The sequence below is a fragment of the Mucilaginibacter sp. genome, assembly GCF_039921305.1.
Lineage (GTDB): Bacteria > Bacteroidota > Bacteroidia > Sphingobacteriales > Sphingobacteriaceae > Mucilaginibacter.
On the sequence record NZ_JBDSCA010000045.1, the window covers coordinates 1 to 22,118 of the forward strand.

The following is a 22,118-nucleotide window of genomic DNA, read 5'->3' on the forward strand; positions in this document are numbered from 1 at the left end:
TAATGGCATCACTGTTTTTATTTTTATTTTTATCCAATTCAATCCCTAAAAATTGTAGTCCACTGCAAATTCGCTCCCGTATTTCGGGTGCATGTTCGCCAATACCTCCAGAAAATATAAAGGAATCTAAACCACCAAGCACAGCGGTAAATGCACCTATCCATTTTATACATTGGTAGCAAAAGAAATCAACGGCCAGTGCGGCACGTTTGTCGTCATGTTGAATTTGAAGAAGTTGCTGCATATTTGCCGTAGTACCCGATATGGCTAATAAACCTGATTCATGATTGACCAGGTGATTAAATCGCGCAGGCGTGAGCTTTTCAAACTTTTGTAAATACCAGGCTACGCCCGGATCGAGATCGCCTGTACGGGTACTCATCGTTAAGCCTGATGCAGGCGTAAACCCCATGCTGGTATCCACGTTTTTACCATTTTTTACTGCGGCAAGACTAGCACCGCTGCCCAAATGGGCAATAATGATCTTTCCTTTTGCTTTTTCAGCTCCCGCGGTCCGTTCAAACTCTTGCACTAGGTAGGAATAAGACAATCCGTGGAAACCATATCGTTTAACCCCCTTATCACGATATTTCACTGGGATGGGTATCAGTTTGGCAAGGTCTGGCATTGATGCGTGGAAAGAGGTGTCGAAGCAAGCTACCTGGTGAATATCCGGATAGCGTTTTCTAAATACTTCGATCAATTTGATCTCGACGGGCAAATGTTCAGGGTCATAAGGGCTTATGTCCTTTAGTTCTTTCAATAGCCTGTCGGTAATTTTTTCTGGCGCGGTATATTCCATACCCTGAACTATGCGGTGGCCTATTGCCTTCACCCTTATAAATTCGGTTTCCTCTTTCAGCCAGTTAATCAGCCAATTTGAGGCTTCATCGTGGTCAGCGACAGGGATGTTAACCTGATGACTTTGGCTACTTTCTAAATGTATAAAGCTGAGTTTGACATCACCGCTTCCGATGCCTTCCATTTCGCCGGAAAGTAATTGATTAAGCGTATCGTTAATTTCATATATGGCATATTTTATACTTGATGAACCTCCATTTATGGTAAGGAGGCAGTCTTTAGCAAGCTTATTCATGAGCACGGGAATAAGTCTTAGTGAGCAAAACGCCGCCGATGTCAAGAAATAAGGTATTGATGTGATTTTCTTTTTTCATGGCGTATTATAGTATTTGTAAGCAACTCTTAGGTTACAAAGCTATTCCACGTCTGTCTACAAAAATTTGATATAGAGCACACGATTAGGTGATCTTAATCACAAAAAATTATTCTTATTCGCTTTAAATGATAGCTATTCATTAATTGAATGAATGTTCTAAAAGTCGTAGCTTTAGGTCAATAAGATTTGCAACTAATCTGTACTCAAAAACGTGGTGAGTAAATAATGATCTGTTAGATAAAAACCTACGTTCTGATTGACAATGTGTTTGAATTATCATCATCCAGTCGCTTTCTTATCGATTCGATATCATTTTCAGGCCTTTTCTGGCTATCCGATGACGAAACAAAACTGCATCGCAGGCTATCATTGCCGATGCTGCTGTGTACTAAGTAATAAGACATAAAATGGAGAGAAGATTGTGAAGGTGATAAAGTATTTTATTTTAACGAACTTATCAGTATATTTGATTTATCAATTAGAGTCAATTTGCTTATTGCGTAAGTAATAAAGTAAAAGACACTTATAAATGCAAGAAACTGATTAACAGCCTATAAGGGCAACGGTTTAGAGTTATTTTGCTCTCCGCTCAAATAAATTAGACTCCATTGCGTCATTCATAGAGTCTTTCAAAACAAGAGGTCAAAAACGGCCTCCAGAGCACGTAGAGGCACTTTGTTCTGAACCCTAGCTCTCCGCTTAGTAAATTTTGAAAGTCGTTGCGTCATTCATTGAGTCGCGCTTCAAAAACGTCAAAAAACCGCATCAGTGAAGCGTAGAGGCACATGGTTCTGAACCCTAACTCTCCGCCAAATAAAGAAACGCTCATTACATAAAGTAGTGGGCTTTTTTTATGCTTTATAAATTAGGTTACCTTTTGTGGCAAAAGTAGAGAGGGGTTCCTTGCTTTATATGGTAAGTAAATAATCAATGTATAGATATCATGATTTTGGAACTTTGGTTGTGGTGTGTAATTGCTTTCCAAATGCCCTTACAGTATTGCTGTAGATTTTAATTGCTTTTTTGTGATTTCGCGTTGGTCAGCTCCATACAGGCAAAGTTTATATTTCTCCTTTTCCATTTGTCCAAGGGTTATATAAAGTGTACTCACTTTTTTGGCAACCACATAACAGCATTTATGTTTTGATTATAAAAAACTTATCTTTAACGAAAAATTATTGGGTTGTCCATGAAGAAGCGCGTATTGATTATTGAGAATGACCAGGATATCCGTCAGATCGTTGAGTTTATTTTACAGGAGCAGGGTTTTGAAACGCTGAGCATTCCGGAACCGGAAGAGCTTTCAGAGCTGGTCACCTTTCGAGCCCATCTGATCCTGCTGGATGAGTTCATCAATAACAGCCCGGGCCATCGTTTGTGCCGGAAAATCAAAAATACACCTACTTTGGCATCTATCCCCGTTATCATCTTGTCTACAGCCAATGATATTGAACTGATCGCGGCGGAGTGTGAAGCCAATGACCATATCCGCAAACCTTTTGATATTGACGATATGGTAAATAAAGTTGTTCGTATAGTTAACCACCAGCCGCTGCCTTATTAAGTGGTAAGCTGAAATAAAAGGTGCTGCCCTGGCCATATGCGCTTTCTACCCAGATCTGCCCGTCGTGCCGGCGGATGATCTCCGCGCTTAGATAAAGGCCGATTCCAAATCCCGACACATGTTTATGTTGGCCGGACTGGATACGGTAATAGCGGTCAAAAATCTTTTTGGCATCTTCGGGTTTAATTCCTATCCCTTTATCCTGAATACTGATGGTCGCTTTTTTATTTTCGGCCACACACTTAATCGTGATATCGGTGTCACTGGGAGAATATTTGATAGCGTTGCCCAGTAAGTTGGAAATTACCGAACTGATCTTATCCCTGTCGGCGATGACGTAAATGGGCGGACAGTTATCAAAATGAATATGGTGGCTGTTAACGCTTAGCTTAATCTCATCGATCACTTCGCTAACCAAGGCATCCAACTGAAAGTTTTGTTTATCAATTACGATCTTACCTGATTCCAGCCGGGAAACATTCAAAAAGCCATTGATCATGTCGGTCATACGTTTAACTTGTATATTGGCCTTTTGCATCGCCCCCGAAAGGAAACTATCGTCGCTTTGCTGCAATTTGGCACCGGCTACCTGCAAAATAGCACTCAGCGAAGTAAGCGGTGTTTTTAGTTCGTGGCTAACCATGCCAATAAAATCGCTTTTGCGCATTTCGTCTTGTTTGCGTTCGGTAATGTCGCGGGCGATCTTGGATAGGCCCACGATATGGCCTTCGCGGTTTCTGATTGGCGATACCGACACGGAAACGTCTATTAGCCGGCCATCCTTGGTAAGCCGTTTAGTTTCGAAGTGTTCCACCCGGTCACCCGATTTAAGCCTTCCCAATATCAATGGTTCTTCCTGCTGCCGGTCAGCGGGGATCAGTTTATAGATCGTCTGGCCAATCATTTCTTCAGCGGTCCACCCAAACATGCGCTCTGCAGAGCTGTTCCAACTGGTGATCACACTTTCCAGCGTTTTGCTGACGATCGCGTCGTCAGATGACGCAATGATCGCTGCCAGCCGGGCGCTTTCTATTTCGGCCAGCTTTATGTCTGTGATATCCAGAACCGTACCTATAAATCGTGTAGCTTGCTCCTCGTGAAAATAAACATTGCCCTTCACCTTTATCCAACGAACCTCCTGATTGTCATACCGGATGATCCGGTAGCTCAGATCGTACCGGCTTCTCTGGTCGGCGCTGATGCTAGCGGCGATGCGCTCCTCTACCCAGATCCGGTCTTCCGGATGGATCAGTCGAGCAAAGAGATCAAAACTGGCATTCATATTTTGAGGTATCCCATAAATATTTCGGCATTCCTTTGACCAATACAGTTCGCCCGTTACAGGATTAAAGTCCCAGGTGCCCAATTGGGTCGATTCGATAGCCATATGTAAACGCGATGAACTGGCCGCTAATTCATCGTTAACGGTTTGCAACTGGTGCTGGATCTCGGTTAACTCTTCATTCGTGGTGGCTAATTCTTCGTTAATCGCGGCATACTCTTCATTAGATGCAGCCAGTTCTTCGTTAACCGCCTGTTCCTCATCAAATTTTTCTTTATACTTTTTTTCACTTTCGGCCAATTCACGTGTACGCCTTGCTACGCGTTCTTCCAATTGGGCGTTCAATAAATTGAGATGGTGCTGGGTTTCACGCAACTCGGTATTACTGTGCAGTAATTCTGTATTGAGTGCTTCCATTTGCTCCATGGTTTGCACCTCTTCCTGATGGCTTTTGAGCAGCGCCCGCTCCATTATGATCTTGTCGGTCACGTTAGTAGCCAGTTGAATAATATATGATATATCTCCCTTTTCATCCAGTACCGGAGTATGGCTGGGATCCAAGTAACGGGTAATGAATTTACCTGGGTGCTTCGTATCCGGCACATCATAGCGCTGTATGCGCATGTAATCGGGCTTTTTGCTGCGAAGCACAGTCTGGAGCGAGGCCTTGATATTTTGCACGCCGTTATCTCCGTCCGGCAGGTCGGGATTGTCTGGAAAAGCGTCAAAAATATATTTACCGGCAATCGCTTCACGGGTAGTTTCCGTGGCTTTCAGATAAGCATCACTGGCTGTAATGATATACAGATCTGGCGATAACACCAGGTACATATTGGGCGCTGTTTCCAGGGCTTTAAGGATTTCAGAAGTTGGTCCTTTACGTTCAGGCATAATTGAATAAGCAGATTAAGCGTTAAACATTTTTTTAATACTTTGGTTTGTTAAAATTCGCTTTGCACTTTTTACCGTTTTTCCTAATCAATTCCCGTGCCTAAAATATCATCGAATAAAATTTATGATAACATGAACAAGCGCTGTGTTTCCATATCGGGGATGCCATTATAGAACTTGTTCAATACCTGGCCGAAGACCGGATCGGCAGTTGGAATAGCCGCGAACAAGGTCATGGAAGACTTTAGTTTTAGATCATCCGGAGTGCCGAAGATATGGGTGGCATTGTTATCTTCGAGTGCCAGCAGGGCTTCTGATATCTGAATTAATCTTTTGCCGAGCACTGGGTGTTGTAAATAAGCTTCGGCTTCTGCCCGGTTTTTGATGGCGTAAAACTTGCTGGTTTCGCTAAGGCCCAGGCCCGCTATCTGCGGAAAGATATACCACATCCAGTGGCTACGCTTGCGGCCGCTCCGGATCTCGGCTAAGGCGATGTCGTAATCCTTTTCCTGAGCAGTTAAAAATCGTGAAAGATCCTGTTCGTTCATGCCTGCAAAATAAATTAACTTTATCAAAAAATAAATAGTACTCGCAATTTTTAAGTGATAGGGGACATCGGCAATTACCAATGCCAAACAAATGCAGCAATTAATTATTAAATAATATTATGGTTACAATTAAACCTTTTAATACATAGTTTGTCTTAGCACTATCTAACCTTGATAGCACATGCGTAATTTTTTACGTTATTTATTTCTAACCATTATTATTGCCGGTTTATTTGCCCGTTGTAAAAACGTGGATAATAAGGTAAATCCGAGTTATGTTTGCCCCGCCAACCGTTTTACTACCGAACAATTTACCGTTATAACAGCCACCATGCCTTATGGTACCGCTATTGATGTAGCCGGTAAAACACAAACCTTGCAGATGGATATTAACCAGCCGGCGGCAGATACTTTGGCGCATAGGCCAGTAATTATTTACCTGCATGGCGGTGGCTTTACAACTGGTACGCGCAATAACGCCTGGGCTAATAAATTTTGCCAGGCTTTTGCCAAGCGTGGTTACGTAACTGCAAGTATTGATTACCGTTTAGGAATTGGCGCGGGAGGGGATAACGACATAATAAGCGCGCAGGTTAGGGCCGTACAGGATGCCAAGGCAGCGGTTAGATTTTTTAAGCAAACCGCTATTGAACAGGGCAATCCTTACCGTGTTGATACATCTCAAATTTATATAGCCGGCGAATCGGCAGGTGCGATAGCTGCTTTGCAGATGGGGTATTTAAAATCGGTAAGTGATTTTAGTGAGGTAGCGGATGCTTCTATATTGAATGGACTTAACGGATTAGAAGGTGCAAATACCTTGCCTTATTCATCTAAAATAGCTGGGGTGATCAGTTTATCGGGCGCTTTACTTGATCTGAACTGGTTAAATAACAGTACACTGCCGCTTATTATGGTTCATAGCTCGAATGATGCTACAACGCCTTATAAAATGGCTATTGCTGCGCCGTATACCGCCAAGCCGCTGTATGGTAGTTTTTCTATTGATTCCACAGCTATAGGGTCGAGTGTTACTTCGGCATTATATACCTTTAAAAACGCGGGTACCACGCCCTATATCACTTCCACTAAATATGCCGACAGTACCATTAAGTATGTTGCGCGACAGTTGTTTGGTTTGATAGATTGTACGCGTTTAGGCCGCCGCTAATCAGTCGGTAAATTCCCTTACTTCGTTTGATTGGATCTCGGGTTTTTTAGACCGGAAGGTATTGTATTTTGGCTTTACGATCTTGATCGTCCGTTTGGAAAGATCAATACTGGCATTCAATTCAAATCCTATCAAAATAATGATAGAGTTGATATACAACCAAAGCATAATGACGATTAAGGTGCCAATAGAGCCATATAGCTTGTTGTACGATGAGAAATGGTTAATATAAAAAGCAAACCCCCAGGAGGTTAATACAGCCAGGCAGGTGGCAAGTATAGAGCCGGGACTCAGAAATTTCCAGCGGCGTTTATTGGCCGGACCGTAGCGATAAAGAATAGATACGGTTACAAAGAATAGCACGATAACGATTACCCAGCGCAGCAACGTAATAGGATAGATCCAATATTTACCGCTACCCGAAAACTGGAACTGAATATAGCTGATGATGGATTGTGTGATGATAAGGATAAAGATGCCCGCAATGAGCGACAGCGCGATCATCATGGTTAGGATGAGCGCTACCCAGCGTTGTTTTAGCCATGTACGCGATTCGGTTAAGAGTGACGATTTATTGAAAGCACGCATCAATTTATGTACGCCATTGGTCGCGAAAAATATCGCCGAAAGGAAACCAAATGATAACAAGCCGCCATGCTGGTTTTTTACAATATCAATAATGGTTGATTGGAAAGCATCATAGGCATTTTTGGGGAGGATGAGTCCGATAACTTCCAATAGTGTTTTCTGGAATTTACGGATAGGGATATAGGGGATAAGCGTAAAAAGGAATATCGTTCCCGGGAAAACGGCTAATAAAAAGCTGTAGGCTAATGATGATGCTTTGTTTACTAAGGATTCCTGCTTGATCTCTTCGAAAAAGAATGTGGCAACCGTATACAGGGGTAATGGGCGGAAACCCGGGAGGATGATCACCTTTGTCCAGTCGAGTATGTAGCGATAAAATCTGAATTTGAGTAAAATCCGGTGCAGCCAGTCCATTGTTGCAAAAATACGGAAATTTTTTGTGTGTGATTAATTATATGTTGCAGAGTATGGCCTTTGGGCTCCGTGCCTCGAGTGCCTTAGCATGCGCACTCTGCGCACTTAATTAAGGTGAATTATTTGTTCATCCCCTTATAACTCTTTCTGTACTCCAATGGCGACTTCCCGGCAATAGCCTTAAAATGCCTGTTGAAATTCGAAAAATTTTTAAACCCGCTTTCCCAGCAAACTACGGCAATACTGTTATCAGTTTCGGCCAGCATTTTGCAAGCCATACTTACCCTAACTTCTAATATAAATTGCGAATACCGTTTATTGGTGCGTTGTTTAAAATACCTGCAAAAGGAGTGGGGCACCATGTAAACAATAGCAGCTACCTCGGCCAGGGTAATTTCGCGGGCGTAGTTGTTGAGTGTATATTGATAAACCTTATTAAGCCTGCTCTCGTCGCTTTTATGAATGGTGTCGCTGGCGTTAAATTGTGCTATGGTCACATTATCTTCGGCGTAAGCAATGGTTGATAGTAGTTGCATCAATAATATGATCCGTTCGCTTTTAGATGCGAAATGGACATCTTGCATCAGCTTCTTAACCTTCACTTTAGTTTCGCCCTGTATACTGATACCGTATGCCGCCTTTTCTAATAAAGTTTGGATAGGCTTATTTTCGGGAATATTCAAAAACGCTTGCCCAAATATCTCCGGAAGGAAATGTATGGTAAATGATTCTGCCTGCACACCGGGCATATTCATGTAATAAACATCGTCATTACGAAACAGGTGGGGCAGGTTAGCTCCAATTAATATCAGATCATCCTCTTTAAAGCTATCAACACTATCACCAATAAAGCGGCTACCCGTACCGCGAACAATATGCACCAGTTCAATTTCGGGGTGGTAGTGCCACTGGTTATAAAAGTAGGATACGATATCATGCCGGGTATTGAATGAATATCCGGGTGTTTCGTGTACTTTAAATAACTGAGCAATCATTTAGTACTAAGATAACTCATATATAACTATATAAACTAATTATAGGTTAAGATAGTATCAAAATTAGTTAACTTATATTCAAGCCCTGCTGTTTTTTGGCCACACCTTTGTATTGTTCAATAAAAACCAATAAATGTATTCCATTATGAAAACGAGCAAATATATCCTCAATTTGAATGAAGTTGGCATTAACGATATTGATATTGTTGGTGGTAAAAACGCCTCATTAGGCGAAATGATACAGAATTTGGCTCACCTTGATGTACGTGTTCCCGGTGGGTACGTAGTAACGGTGGAGGCTTATAAAGCATATATCGAACACAATGCCTTACAGGATCAGATTCGTTCCGTTGTAAAAGCCACTGATCTGGACGATATTGATGCTTTACGCCATTGCGGTTTAAAAGTGAGGCGCATGATAGCTGCCGGCGTATTCCCGGATTATTTAGTGAATCAAATTACAGAGGCATACGATACCCTTTCTAAACTATACAATCAAACTGATGTTGATGTTGCCGTCCGTTCATCAGCTACAGCCGAAGATTTACCCGATGCTTCATTCGCCGGTCAGCAGGAAACATTCTTGAATGTTAGTGGTGCCGAGGGTTTATTGGATGCCATCCGCAATTGCTTTGCATCCCTATTTACCGATAGAGCTATCAGCTACCGCGAAAGTTTTAATTATGATCATTTTGATATCGGCCTATCCGTTTGCGTGCAAAAAATGGTACGATCAGATCTGGCCGCGTCGGGTGTAGCTTTTTCATTGGATACCGAGAGTGGTTTTAAAGATGCGGTTATTATTAATGGCTCATACGGTTTGGGCGAAATGATCGTTCAGGGCGCTGTATCTCCGGATGAGTTTATCGTATTTAAACCAACGCTGAAACAAGGTTATGATTCCATTATCGAACGTAAGTTAGGCACCAAAGATAAAAAGATGGTTTACGGCAATAGTGCCGCCGAAAGGGTAAAGATCATCGAAACGAGCAAACAAGAGCTCAATAATTTCTGCATTAACGATGCGCAGATATTAGAACTGGCCCGCTGGGTAGTTACCATTGAAGATTATTACTCAGGCATTAAAAACCGCTGGTGCCCAATGGATGTGGAATGGGCCGTTGATGGCCAGTCTGGCGAGTTATTTATTGTACAGGCTCGCCCGGAAACTATTCACTCACGTAAACGCCTGAATACCATAACCGAATACGCCATAACCGATGGTAACCGCTTAGATAAACTGATACTAAAAGGCATAGCCGTAGGCGATAAAATAGCCAGCGGAAACGTGAATATTTTAGTAGCCCAGGGCAAAGACGAAATAAGCCATATCGATTTCAAAAAAGGCGATGTTTTGGTTACCGACATGACCGATCCCGATTGGGAGCCCATCATGAAAATGGCATCGGCAATTATTACTAATAAAGGTGGCCGTACCTGCCATGCCGCAATTGTGGCCCGCGAGTTAGGCGTACCCGCCATAGTAGGCTGTGGTAACGCGACCGAGGTATTGAAAAAAGGTCAGCTGATCACCGCGTCATGCGCCGAAGGCGATGCAGGATTGATATACGAAGGCACCATCGCTTTTAAAGAGATCCAATACAATTTAGATGAATTGCCAGAAACTGATACCCCGGTAATGCTCAACGTGGCATCGCCAAGTATGGCCTTTAACTTTTCGCATTTCCCTAATAAAGGTGTTGGTTTGGCCCGAGAGGAGTTTATCATCAATAACTACATCAAAGTACACCCGCTGGCGCTGATAAAGCATAAAGAAATTGGTGATGCCAAACTTACTACCGAAATTGAAGAAATAACCCGCGGTTTTAAAAGCGAAGAGGATTTTTTTGTAGAAAAACTGGCTTGTGGCATAGCACGCATAGCCGCCGCTTTCCATCCCAACAAAGTAATTGTACGCTTTTCCGATTTTAAGAGTAACGAATACTTCAACCTATTAGGCGGGAAATACTTTGAACCCGTTGAAGAAAACCCAATGATAGGCTGGAGGGGGGCATCGCGCTATTACTCACCGGAATATAAGGAAGCTTTCGGTTTGGAATGCAGAGCTATTAAATTAGTTCGCGAGAAAATGGGTTTGAAAAATGTAGTGGTAATGATCCCATTCTGCCGTACACCAAAAGAACTGCTACAGGTTTACGAAAGCATGAATGAATATGGTCTGTACCGCGGACAAGACGGTTTGGAAGTTTACCTGATGGCCGAAGTACCATCAAACGTTATCCTGGCCGATCAATTCGCCAAACATATCGATGGTTTTTCCATCGGCTCTAACGATTTAACTCAATTAGTGTTGGGCCTCGACAGGGATTCGTCCTTAGTGGCCCATATTTACGATGAGCGTAATGAAGCTGTAAAAATCATGATCACCATGCTCATCAACTCCGCCAAAAAAGCAGGGGTGAAAGTAGGCATCTGCGGCCAGGGCCCATCTGATTTCCCTGATTTTGCCCAGTTTTTGGTTGAGCAGGGCATTGATTCCATCTCGGTTACCCCGGATTCATTCTTTAAAACAGTGAATGCTATTAGCGAGATTGAAGAGAAATTAAAAGATGAGAATGAGGTGGTGTTGAGGGCGGCGGTGTAATCGCCAAACAAATCTTATTGTCATTTCGATGAGTCTGCCGGCAGGCAGGCTCCTTCGAAATGACAATTCGGAAGGGTTACCACCCCAAAAACACCATCCCGCACCCGCAAATTAATATGGTTAAACCGCCCAACGCGTGTACATAACGTTCTATTTTGCTGGTTTTAAAATAGGATATCCCGTAAAGGCTCAAAACAACCATCACTACCATTGTTAAAACGGTGGCTGTAATGTAAACCATAACCAAAGTTGTAATAGCAAATATCGAATTTTTGGCTGCCGGATAGGAGAGCAGTGGTATCATAGGCTCGCTCGGCCCCATCGCGAAGATGAAGAACATTACCCAGGGTGTTACAGGGTAACGATCTTCAGGTGCAACGGTTTCGCCGTGTTGATGTTCAAAAACGTAGATGGAACCATCGTCGTTAATATCGAAATGTTTGTGCGGTTTGTTTTGTTTGGCATGGTATAGCCCCCATAAGGTATAAACCATGCCGAATATTAACAAGGCCCAGGCGGCATAACCGCCCCGGATATTCTCAAGCCAGCTTAAGCGTGATAACGACCAGCCGATGGTAATACCGATCAATCCCAACACCACCGAACTACCCACATGTCCAATGCCGCAAACAATGGTCCAGGCCACAGTGCGCCCTACCGACCAGCCCCTTGATTTTGATAAAGCCACAAAAGGTAAATAATGATCGGGCCCGCTAAAGGTGTGGATGCAGCTTATGGTTACAGCTGTGAATATTAATAAACCTAATTCGTTATGCATAGGCCGGGGTTTTAGTTTGGTTGATCACTTGGGCAATTTGGTTCAGGCAGTGGTATAGTTGCTCACCCTTATAACCTAATATCCTAATGAGTAATCCGTTTTTTGGCGTTTCGGTTATGCCATAAGTAATATCGTTTTGTTCGGTTAAAAAAGTGTTGATGTAAGATTTTAAAAGTTTGGTATCCGCAGTTTCATTCAGATAAATTAAGCTCGCCTGATGAGTGTAATTCTCTAACTGCCCCATCGCGTTTACGTTGATCTGCGCAGGTTTGATCATCAGATTTTCTTTAATGATCAGTTTATTATTTAGGTAGATCTCCGTCAAATTATGATATCTCGAAAAGATAAATACCTCGCCATTTTGCTTGCGGCCGCAGGTTAATATTTCGCCCCAGATGAGGGTGCAATTATCGGATAGATATATTTTGCTTTTAGAGGTATAGTTAGAATTTTCATGAGGAACCGTAGGGTGCGGCAAATAACAAAACGATGAGCCTTGCCCCATGTTAATCTGTAAATGCTGCAATGCACCGCTCTTCATGGTGAAAAGCCGCTGGTACGATTGTGTCAACAGCTTCAATGAGCAACCCTCGTCCAGATCAACTTTGATGCGATACTCATCGCCATCCAAAATCCCTGGCGACGAACTCATCAGCATCAGTTGCAGCGTGTTATCCTTTTTATCTTCCCGCACATCGGCCAGCTTAAATGGCGGCGTATAGTACGACTTTTTAAGGTACGTAATGCCATCGCGTAGTTTGGTTTCTATGTGCAGTTCGGCTCTCATTTCCACAAAGCGGGTTCGGCTACTTCTTCCAGTAAACCGTATTTTTTTATCCAGCCAATAACGGTATCTAACCCTTCCAAACTCATTAAATTGGTGAAAACGAATGGCGCGCCTTTGCGCATTAAGCGGGCATCGCGCTCCATCACGTTAAGGTCGGCATTTACGTAAGGGGCAAGGTCTATTTTGTTGATCACCAATAAATCGCTGCGGGTAATCCCCGGGCCACCCTTGCGGGGGATTTTATCACCCTCGGCCACATCGATCACAAAAATGGTGATATCGGCTAAGTCCGGACTAAACGTTGCCGAAAGGTTATCGCCGCCACTCTCAATAAAAATGATCTGCACATCGGGTATACGGCTTGCCATTTCATCAACCGCCTCCAAATTCATACTCGCGTCTTCGCGGATAGCGGTATGCGGACAACCACCTGTTTCTACACCAATGATCCGCTCTGGAGCAAGCAGACTGTTTTGGGTTAAAAACTCCGCATCTTCGCGGGTGTAAATATCATTGGTGATCACGGCAAGGCTGTAATCACTTGCCATTTGTCGCGATAAGCGCTCAATTAAAGCCGTTTTACCGGAACCTACTGGCCCAGCTACGCCTATTTTTATGTAAGAGCGGCCCCCCCCGCCCCCTAAAGGGGGAGCTTGATTTGGATAGTTATTTTCTTTTTCGTTCATCATTGCTTTTTATGTTTCCTTGTGTTGTTACCCTCGTGCTAATTAAGTTCCCCCTTTAGGGGGCGGAGGGGGCTTAACTCATGTAAAGTCTCGAATACAAATCCTCATGCTGCATGCACCGCACATCAAAACCTGCGCAGCATAGCCCTATCAAATCCTTATCAGGATTCATAGAGGCGTTTGTTAATTCAAGCATCAAAGGTTTAATGGCGAATAATAATCGCTGCCCATCCTGTTGCCCCAAGGGTATCAGTTTAACGCTATTGGTTATCATACCCATAGCCGCGTTATAATAAAAACCGGTCAATGTTTCGGCTTTAGCTATGTTTTGTACTGCCGCTATCAGGCCAAAGGTGATGCAATAGTTGCCGTTGGTTTCCTTGGCATCAATAGCTGTTTTGTATTGATCAATGATATCGCTTTCGCAGAAGCTTTGGAATATTTTGAGCAAGCGTGTACCAAGTTTTTGGCTTGCTTGCCGCATTTCTTTTGGCAATTTCACGGCTGTGCACTCTTCATCCAGTTCAAGTAAGCTTGCGATGTTATTACTCAAAGCCGCATCATAAGCCAGTGAAACAAAGGCCGCATCGGTATATTGTAGATTTTGGGTCAGCATTTCGGTTACAAAAATTTTAGCTGTTGCCGCGTCTTTAACTATTCCGGCCTGCACATAGGTTTCTAAGCCCGATGAGTGGGAGAAACCGCCTATGGGTAAAGTTGGGTCGGCCAGTTGTAAAAGGCTAAGCAATTCCGCGTTCATTCCTGTGAATTTGTAAGCCGCATTATTTTGGAAAACAAGGTTTCGCTGTTGCCGGATGCATGGCTATGCGCTGATACCGAAGTTCTTAAAGGATTGATCAGTTTGCGTTCGCCTTTCTCGGCTTCGTAGCCGGATGATGAAATCAACCTGAACAGCGGTGCATCAAAAGCCACCAACACTTCTTCATCCTGATAGAATAAGGGCAGATGTTTATTACCGATCTCGTAACAAATAGAAGCCATCTCGAACATATTCTTCGGTTTGATAATGAGGACCTCGCAAGCCAGGATATTGACAGCGATAATGGTTTCATCATCATGGTAAAGGATATCCCCTTGAGTAAGGTTCTGACTCTCGTTCATAAACTTCATCACCACTTCTGAGCCCGATTGGCTACGTTTGTGCATAATGCGCTTGTTAGCCTCATACCATTGCAGGTCGAGCCAATCGATTGTTTGATCACCGATGGCTATTGAATTGAGATTACCGATCTTTTCTTTTATCAGCATAGCTTAAAATAAAAAATACCGTTGCGCCAGCGGCAATACCGAAACCGGCTCGCAGGTAATGTGCTCGCCGTCAACTTTAACCTCATAGTTTTCGGGGTTCACATCTATCTGTGGTGTACCGTTGTTATGGATCAGATCTTTTTTGCCAATGTTGCGGCAGTTTTTTACAGGTAGCAGCATTTTTTCCAAACCATAACCCTGCACCACATTTTTATCCAATGAAACCTGCGAGACAAACGTAGCACAGGTTTTAAACAGCGCCTTGCCATACGCGCCAAACATGTGGCGGTAAATTACAGGTTGTGGTGTTGGGATGGAAGCGTTAGGGTCGCCCATTTTAGCGGCGATGATCATGCCTCCTTTGATGATCATTTCGGGTTTGGCACCGAATAGGGCAGGTTTCCATAATGCTAAGTCGGCCAGTTTACCGGCTTCCAGCGAGCCTACATACTCGGATATACCGTGAGATATAGCCGGGTTGATGGTGTATTTAGATACGTAGCGCTTAACGCGATAATTGTCATTATCGTTCGCTGTATCTTCGGCTAAAAAGCCGCGTTGCTTTTTCATTTTATCGGCCGTTTGCCAGGTGCGGATAATCACCTCGCCCACACGGCCCATAGCCTGCGAATCGGAACTCATCATGCTGAACACGCCCATATCATGCAAAATATCTTCGGCAGCGATAGTTTCCGGCCGGATGCGCGAATCGGCGAAAGCCACATCCTCGGGTACCGATTTATCCAAATGGTGGCAAACCATCAGCATATCCAAATGCTCATCAATTGTGTTTTTAGTGTACGGACGGGTAGGATTGGTTGACGATGGCAATATATTAGGATACATAGCCGCCTTAATAATATCCGGCGCATGCCCGCCACCAGCACCCTCGGTATGGAAGGTGTGGATCACACGGCCCGCAATGGCGTTCATGGTATCTTCTAAAAATCCGGCTTCGTTCAAAGTATCGGTGTGTATGGCCACCTGCACATCGTATTGATCGGCAACTTTTAAGGATGCATCAATAACGGCAGGGGTAGAGCCCCAATCCTCGTGGATTTTTAAGCCTAAAGCACCGGCTTCTATTTGTTCTGCCAGTGGTGCGGTTTCGGCGCAGTTACCTTTGCCAAAGAATCCTAAATTCATAGGGAAAGCCTCCGCAGATTGCAGCATTTTTTCAATATTCCAGGCACCTGGTGTTACGGTTGTGGCATTGGTGCCATCCGCCGGACCGGTTCCGCCTCCTATCATGGTGGTAACACCGCTAAACAAGGCATGGTCAATCTGTTGCGGGCAAATAAAATGAATATGCGTATCAATACCACCCGCCGTAGCGATCATCCCCGCGCCGCCGTGTACCTCTGTTGATGCGCCTATCACCATATTGGGTGTGACGCCATCCATTGTGTCCGGGTTACCGGCCTTGCCTATGCCAATTATCTTTCCGTTTTTGATCCCGATATCGGCCTTCACAATTCCCCAATGATCGATAATCATTACGCTGGTAATTACAAAGTCCAAAACGTTATCGGCTCGTACAGCTCTGGCCGATTGCGCCATACCATCTCTGATGGTTTTGCCTCCGCCAAATTTGCCTTCGTCGCCGTAAACGGTGTAATCTTTTTCTATCTCGATGATGAGGTCCGTATCCCCTAAACGAATTTTATCGCCGGTGGTAGGGCCAAACATGTTGGCATATTTTATCCGGTTAATACTCAGGCTCATTGTGCTTTGTGTTTAAAGTTTTGTGCCAATAGTTTTTCCATCGCAGCGGCTTTTACCTCTGCCGATTTGGTATCGCCGTTAACCAGGTTATTGAAGCCGTAAATATGGCGCGTTCCACCAAAGGTTACCAGGGTAACTTCCTTTTCTTCGCCTGGCTCAAAACGTACCGCGGTACCCGCCGCAATATTCAGGCGCATGCCAAATGCTTTTTCGCGATCCATTTCCAGTTGCTTGTTGGCTTCAAAAAAGTGATAGTGCGAGCCAACTTGCACGGGCCTGTCGCCGGTGTTGATTACCACAATGCTGATAGTTGGTCGGCCAACGTTGCATTCAATGGGTTCGGTTTTTAGGATGTATTCTCCGGGTATGCCCCCCCCGCCCCCTAAAGGGGGAGCTGATAAGCCTAAATTGGCCCCCCGGCCCCCTGAAGGGGGAGTTTTACCTGTATAGTTTTTTTCTTCCATTTTAATTTTTTATGAATTTGCATACTTGCTCCCCCTTTAGGGGGCCGGGGGGCTGTGCTCCCTACCTTATCGGGTCATGCACGGTAACCAGCTTCGTTCCATCCGGAAAGGTAGCCTCTATCTGTATCTCGTGTATCATTTCAGGAATGCCATCCATCACATCATTGCGGGTTAAAATGGTGGCACCAAATTGCATTAACTCGGCTACAGATTTACCATCGCGCGCGGCCTCTTGCAGCTGACTGCTAATTAAAGCGATGGCCTCGGGGTAATTTAATTTTAACCCGCGTGCCCGGCGCTTTTCGGCCAGTTCGCCTGCCAAAAACAATAATAACTTTTCCGATTCCCTTGGTGTTAAATGCATGCTGTTAAATAAATCTCAATATACTAAAATTCAGGTTAAATGCTCGTTTTTTACTTTGATGATCTCGGCCGCGATGCTTACCGCTATCTCTTCCGGCGTTTGGCTTTTGATCTGGATGCCTACCGGCGAGTGGATCTTTTTCAAACGTTCCTCGGTTGCCAAACCTTGTGCTATGTAGGCGTTAAACATTTCGCCAATTTTGTGTTTGCTTCCTAATAAGCCCATGTATTTAAAATCCTTATCTATCAGGGCTTTCAAGGCTGCATCATCGGTGCGGTAACCAAACGTCATAATGAGCACATAGCTGCTTTTGCCGGAGCAGACCATGTCTTTCAGTTCACTGTAATCGGCTACCAAAGTTTTTTCCTGTACATATTCGTTATCGGCCAGGGTGTTTAACTCGGGCCGGTTATCATAAATATGGATGTAAAAATCCATAGTGTTCATCAATCGTGATAATGCTAAAGAACAGTGACCGCCGCCAATAATATATAGGTGGTTTTTGTAACCCGTTTTTTCTTCGTAAAGCCAGTCACTTTCACTATGCATCCGAAATAGAAAGTCTTGTTCTGCTTCTGCGTCGCTAAACGCTAAGCCTTCCGGCGAAAGCTTGAGTAAACCGTTTTCATCGGCATCAATGCTTTTAATGATGGCGTTGATATAACCTTTTTCTTCAGCTTTAACGGTATACAACAAAATGGTTTGCTCACCAGAGCATATCATACCACTTTGGTTTTTGGCCGCTTTTTTATCGTGAAATTGTTGCCTTAGGGCGATGATTTGTACCTGTTTGCTCAGTTGCTCTTTAGCCATCTCCACAAACTTGTGCTCCATAATGCCACCGCCAATAGAACCCTCCATTTTACCCTCGGTAGTTACGGCCATGGCAAAACCCTGCCTGCCCGGGCTGCTGCCACTGCTCTCCAAAACGTACAACAGCATCACAGGAACATCGGCCGATAAACTATCGCTGATTAACTTCCAAACTGCTTGTTGTTTCCTCATTCTTTTCCTGGTCTGGTTTCAACGGTTTGGAGTATAGGGCCATTAGCGTTTTTTCCGGCGTCATCGGTGCCGACAGCGGAATGTGCGCACCGGGATTAAATGCCTTTATAGCGTTACGCAAAGCAAAATAAGCGCCTATGCCATACATTAAAGGTGGCTCGCCAACCGCTTTAGAGCGAAAGATAGCTAAATTATCGGCCGTGGTTTCTAAAAAATCGATATCCAAAACTTTAGGTACCGAGTAAATATCCGGCACTTTATAGGTTGATAAAGCATTCGATTTTAGCTTGCCCTCTTTATCATAGATCAATTCTTCCAATGTCATCCAGCCGATACCTTGTACAATGCCGCCTTCAATTTGTCCACGATCTATCAGCGGGTTCATGCTTACGCCAAAATCGTGAACCACTTTAACGGCATCAATCTGATACGTACCACGCAGACAATCAATAGTTACCTGGGTAATTGCCGTGCCGTAAACATGGTAGGCAAAGGGGTGGCCTTTTTCTTTCAGTTTATCGTAATGAATTTCGGGTGTGGCGTAATGCGAATGCTCTGATAGGCTTACCCGTTTAAAAAAGGCCGACATAATTAGCCGTTCCCAAGTCATTTCATGTTTTTCGTCACTTACGTGGATGTGGTTATCTTTTAGCGTAATGCTCTCTATCGGGATATGCATTTCGTCGGAAGCAACCTGCTTTAAGCGATTGGCAATTTCGGTACAGGCCATAAATACAGCTTTACCGTTCAGGTCGGCCGTTGCGCTTGCCGCGGATGGGGAGGTGTTGGCTACCCGGCTGGTACTTGTTGACTGTAGTTTTACCTTGGCGGGATCAATACCAAAAACAAATGCGGCAACCTGTAGCATTTTGGTATTCACACCCTGGCCCATTTCTATCGCGCCGGTGCTTACGCTCACGCTGCCATCGGTATAAACGTGAACCAAAGCGCGGCCCTGATTCATCATTGTATTGGTGAACGAGATACCGAAACATATCGGCATCATCGCGACTCCCTTTTTATAGAGGCGATTTGTCCTGTTGAATTCCTCAGTTTCTAACCTGATTTGATCAATGTTGAACTTGCTTTCGGCCTTGTTCCATGTTGCGTGCGATTCGCTTACTGCTTTTTGCCCGTATGGAAACTCGTCGCCGGTTTTATTCAGATTTATTTTTTGGATCACTGATGCATCCACACCTAAACTTTCGGCAGCTTTAACAATGGCTGCCTCAATCACAAACATGCCCTGCGGGCCACCAAAACCACGGAAAGCAGTATTAGGTGGTAGGTTGGTTTTGCAGCTGTAAGCCACGGCATGTACGTTAGGAATGAAATATGTATTGGTGCAATGGAACAAGGTACGCTCTAATACCGCGGGCGAAAGATCGGCGGCGGCACCGGCATTTTGGTAAAATTGAACCTCGTAAGCCAGTATTTTAAAATCCTTATCCAAACCAATTTTAAAATCGGACGAGTAGGGATGGCGCTTGCCCGTCATGGCCATATCTTCCATCCGGTCGAGCGCGTATTTAACGGGCTTTTTAGTGAGATGTGCGCCTAAGGCACATAAAGCGGCCCAGGCATTCGCCTGATCTTCCTTGCCGCCAAAGCCTCCGCCCAAGCGGATCACATCAACTTCAACCTGGTGCATGGGTACGCCCAATACTTTGCAGGATGCAGCCTGCGTAGCCCGCGGACTTTGAGTTGACGAGTAGATTTTGATCGCGTTATTCTCTTGCGGGATAGCGTAAGCTCCCTGCGTTTCGATGTACAAATGTTCCTGCCCGTTAGTTTCGGCGACGCCATCAAAAATGTATTCACATTGCGGCCATGCAGTAGCGGTATCACCCAAACGATGCGTGCGTGGTGGAACAATTAACTGACCAATGGCGTGTGCGTCGCGCGGATCGGTAATAATGGGGAGCGGATCTATCTCAACCTTTATTTTTTTTACGGCGGCGTGGGCAGCTTCGTAAGTTTCGGCCATTACGAAGGCTACGGGCATGCCGCAAAAATCGACGTGATGATCGGCCAGTAAAGGTTCATCCTGAATGATACCGCCTATCTGGTTTTCGCCGGTAATATCTTTATGGGTCAGTATGCGGACTACGCCGGGTACCTTCAATGCCTCGCTTAAATCGAGATTTGTGATATGGCCGTTTGCTATCGGCGAACCAAAACTCGCGCCAAATAAGGTACCTTGTATCAGGGGTACATCATCCAGGTAAACGGATTCGCCGCGTGTATGTGTCCTGCTATCTATATTATTCATCTTCAGTATCTTAAATCAAATCAATTAAACCAGTAATTTATCAATTTCCAGTTGTGGGAACAGCTTGATAAATTGAGCCTTAATTAATTGTGAAAGCAATAAACGCTTATATTCCGACGTGCCACGTGCATCGCTAATGGGCGCTATTTCGGTTTGTAAAAGTTCGGTAGCTTCGGTTACTAATTCTTCGGTCAACTCTTTTCCTATTAAAAAGCTTGATGTTTTTAACAGGTATAGCGGGAAGGCGAATACCCCACCGGCAGAGATGCGGGCATCGGTAATGATGTTGCCGTTGATAGTTAATTTCATGGCCGAATTTACGCTTGCAATATCCAAATGGGTACGCTTGCTTACCTTTTCGAAAGCGAACTGTGTGTTTTTATCCGGCAAGGTAAACCTGAACAATTCAACAAACTCGTTGGCCTGTTTATCTAAAGTTTTATAGCTTTTATAAAATTGATCCAGCGGTACTTGGCGTGTGTTTTCGCCATCGCTTAGCGTAATGATGGCGCCTAAAGCCAAAAAGAATATCGAGAAATCGCCAATTGGAGAACCGTTCACAAAATTCCCCGCAAGGGTAGCGATGTTACGGATAGGGGTTGACGAAATGAGTTTGCCAACCTCGGCTATCTTAGGAAAATACTCCAAAATAACTGGCGAAGTGATCAGATCAGTAACAGTTGACGAGCCACCAATTACACATTGATCGTCTTGTTTGCTTATGCCTTTTAATTGCTTTTTATTGGATAAAAAATTGATATCGGCATATACCATTTTATCGTGTTGCTGCACATACAGATCGGTACCGCCGCCTAAAAATCGGGCTGTTCCGCTCTGAGCTTCGGCTTGTCCGTTGCTTTGTGATGCTAAGTTTTGTAAGCGCTCTTTTATCCCTGTAAAGTAGGATGGAAGTATGTTTTTTGAAGTAACAAAATCTATCGGGTCGGCGGTTTTATCTTTGATCAGGTCGGTAATCCTATTCAAAGCCCGCTCTATCGATTTATATCCTGTACAACGGCAAATATTGCCATCAACAGCCGCTATGGCATTTGTTTGATTGGGTTGTTTATCACTTAAACAATACCCAGCCATTGATACAATGAATCCCGGTGTGCAGAAACCGCATTGCGTACCACCTTCATCGCACATAGCTTGCTGGATAGGGTTGGGGTCGTAATCAAAATTGGTACCCTCTACCGTTACGATGTGTTTGTTGTGAATATTACCTAAAGCGGTTAAGCAAGATGTTGCAGATGTGTATGTTAGCTCGTTGTTTTTTAGTTCGCCTATTAAAACCGTGCAGGCTCCGCAATCACCTTCACGGCAGCCAATTTTAGTGCCTTTAAGGTTACGCTCATAGCGGATATAATCCAGCAGTACCATGCCCGGTGCCATGTTGGTAGTAATTTCTGTATTATTTAGAATGAATTTAATCAAAATTGTTTTTTTTATGCGTGTTTACGATAAAGTTAGCAGAAATTATGAAGAATTTAAAGAATGTTTAAAAAATGTAAGATGCTAAGGCGGATGAGA

At 44.1% G+C, this 22,118-nt stretch carries 18 protein-coding genes and 1 pseudogene; 3 read left to right on the forward strand and 16 right to left on the reverse strand.

What is annotated here, in order from left to right:
• Nucleotides 1-1,096: acetate/propionate family kinase (locus ABIN91_RS13830; protein ID WP_348051734.1), on the reverse strand; the 1,096-nt coding region annotated here is incomplete at its 3' end.
• Between the two features lie 1,270 nt (nt 1,097-2,366).
• Here ABIN91_RS13830 and ABIN91_RS13835 point away from each other — a divergent pair.
• Nucleotides 2,367-2,741 (forward strand): response regulator, encoded by a 375-nt coding sequence (locus ABIN91_RS13835; protein ID WP_348051736.1) that lies wholly within the window; start codon nt 2,367-2,369, stop codon nt 2,739-2,741.
• On the opposite strand, the gene ABIN91_RS13840 is transcribed toward ABIN91_RS13835, so the two are convergent.
• Nucleotides 2,716-4,914: a PAS domain S-box protein gene (locus ABIN91_RS13840; RefSeq protein WP_348051737.1), complete on the reverse strand. Its 2,199-nt coding sequence runs from the start codon at nt 4,912-4,914 to the stop codon at nt 2,716-2,718. The genes ABIN91_RS13835 and ABIN91_RS13840 overlap by 26 nt on opposite strands.
• A 122-nt stretch (nt 4,915-5,036) precedes the next feature.
• Nucleotides 5,037-5,462: a DUF1810 domain-containing protein gene (locus ABIN91_RS13845; protein WP_348051739.1), complete on the reverse strand. Its 426-nt coding sequence runs from the start codon at nt 5,460-5,462 to the stop codon at nt 5,037-5,039.
• A gap of 181 nt (nt 5,463-5,643) precedes the next feature.
• Between ABIN91_RS13845 and ABIN91_RS13850 the strand changes: the two genes are divergently transcribed.
• Complete coding sequence (locus ABIN91_RS13850; RefSeq protein ID WP_348051741.1) at nt 5,644-6,633, forward strand: alpha/beta hydrolase; 990 nt, start codon at nt 5,644-5,646, stop codon at nt 6,631-6,633.
• On the opposite strand, the gene ABIN91_RS13855 is transcribed toward ABIN91_RS13850, so the two are convergent.
• Together ABIN91_RS13855 and ABIN91_RS13860 are read right to left on the reverse strand one after the other, a co-directional pair.
• Nucleotides 6,634-7,635, reverse strand: coding sequence for a YihY/virulence factor BrkB family protein (locus tag ABIN91_RS13855; RefSeq protein WP_348051743.1), 1,002 nt, complete (start codon nt 7,633-7,635; stop codon nt 6,634-6,636).
• Between the two features lie 119 nt (nt 7,636-7,754).
• Nucleotides 7,755-8,630 carry an AraC family transcriptional regulator gene (locus tag ABIN91_RS13860; RefSeq protein ID WP_348051744.1) on the reverse strand — a complete coding sequence of 292 codons (876 nt, stop codon included), beginning with the start codon at nt 8,628-8,630 and terminating at the stop codon, nt 7,755-7,757.
• Nucleotides 8,631-8,775: 145 nt separating this feature from the next.
• Here ABIN91_RS13860 and ppsA point away from each other — a divergent pair, with 145 nt between their 5' ends.
• A complete protein-coding gene (gene ppsA, locus ABIN91_RS13865; protein ID WP_348051745.1) occupies nt 8,776-11,235 on the forward strand; it encodes a phosphoenolpyruvate synthase in 2,460 nt (819 codons plus the stop codon).
• 76 nt (nt 11,236-11,311) lie between these two features.
• Here the strand turns inward: ppsA and ABIN91_RS13870 are convergent, their stop codons facing one another.
• From ABIN91_RS13870 to ABIN91_RS13920, 11 genes and pseudogenes are all read right to left on the reverse strand, one after another.
• Nucleotides 11,312-12,013 (reverse strand): hypothetical protein, encoded by a 702-nt coding sequence (locus tag ABIN91_RS13870; protein ID WP_348051746.1) that lies wholly within the window; start codon nt 12,011-12,013, stop codon nt 11,312-11,314.
• The gene (locus ABIN91_RS13875) at nt 12,006-12,800 is read right to left on the reverse strand and encodes an urease accessory protein UreD (protein WP_348051749.1); all 795 of its coding nucleotides are present in this window, start codon (nt 12,798-12,800) and stop codon (nt 12,006-12,008) included. Before ABIN91_RS13875 ends, ABIN91_RS13870 begins: the two co-directional genes overlap by 8 nt.
• Nucleotides 12,797-13,489 (reverse strand): urease accessory protein UreG, encoded by a 693-nt coding sequence (gene ureG / locus ABIN91_RS13880; RefSeq protein WP_348051751.1) that lies wholly within the window; start codon nt 13,487-13,489, stop codon nt 12,797-12,799. Before ureG ends, ABIN91_RS13875 begins: the two co-directional genes overlap by 4 nt.
• A gap of 70 nt (nt 13,490-13,559) precedes the next feature.
• Nucleotides 13,560-14,246 carry an urease accessory protein UreF gene (locus ABIN91_RS13885; RefSeq protein WP_348051753.1) on the reverse strand — a complete coding sequence of 229 codons (687 nt, stop codon included), beginning with the start codon at nt 14,244-14,246 and terminating at the stop codon, nt 13,560-13,562.
• Complete coding sequence (gene ureE / locus ABIN91_RS13890) at nt 14,243-14,755, reverse strand: urease accessory protein UreE (protein WP_348051754.1); 513 nt, start codon at nt 14,753-14,755, stop codon at nt 14,243-14,245. Before ureE ends, ABIN91_RS13885 begins: the two co-directional genes overlap by 4 nt.
• Nucleotides 14,756-14,758: 3 nt before the next feature.
• The gene (gene ureC / locus ABIN91_RS13895; RefSeq protein WP_348051756.1) at nt 14,759-16,480 is read right to left on the reverse strand and encodes an urease subunit alpha; all 1,722 of its coding nucleotides are present in this window, start codon (nt 16,478-16,480) and stop codon (nt 14,759-14,761) included.
• Nucleotides 16,481-16,554: 74 nt separating this feature from the next.
• Nucleotides 16,555-16,848: pseudogene (locus ABIN91_RS13900) on the reverse strand (urease subunit beta); the annotation flags it as partial.
• Between the two features lie 157 nt (nt 16,849-17,005).
• Nucleotides 17,006-17,308, reverse strand: a complete 303-nt coding sequence (gene ureA / locus ABIN91_RS13905) for an urease subunit gamma (RefSeq protein WP_348051758.1) — start codon at nt 17,306-17,308, stop codon at nt 17,006-17,008.
• Nucleotides 17,309-17,338: 30 nt separating this feature from the next.
• Nucleotides 17,339-18,313: an XdhC family protein gene (locus tag ABIN91_RS13910; RefSeq protein WP_348051760.1), complete on the reverse strand. Its 975-nt coding sequence runs from the start codon at nt 18,311-18,313 to the stop codon at nt 17,339-17,341.
• The gene (locus ABIN91_RS13915) at nt 18,273-20,585 is read right to left on the reverse strand and encodes a molybdopterin cofactor-binding domain-containing protein (RefSeq protein ID WP_348051761.1); all 2,313 of its coding nucleotides are present in this window, start codon (nt 20,583-20,585) and stop codon (nt 18,273-18,275) included. Before ABIN91_RS13915 ends, ABIN91_RS13910 begins: the two co-directional genes overlap by 41 nt.
• A gap of 24 nt (nt 20,586-20,609) precedes the next feature.
• Nucleotides 20,610-22,022, reverse strand: coding sequence for an FAD binding domain-containing protein (locus ABIN91_RS13920; protein WP_348051763.1), 1,413 nt, complete (start codon nt 22,020-22,022; stop codon nt 20,610-20,612).
• Between the last annotated feature and the right edge of the window lie 96 nt (nt 22,023-22,118).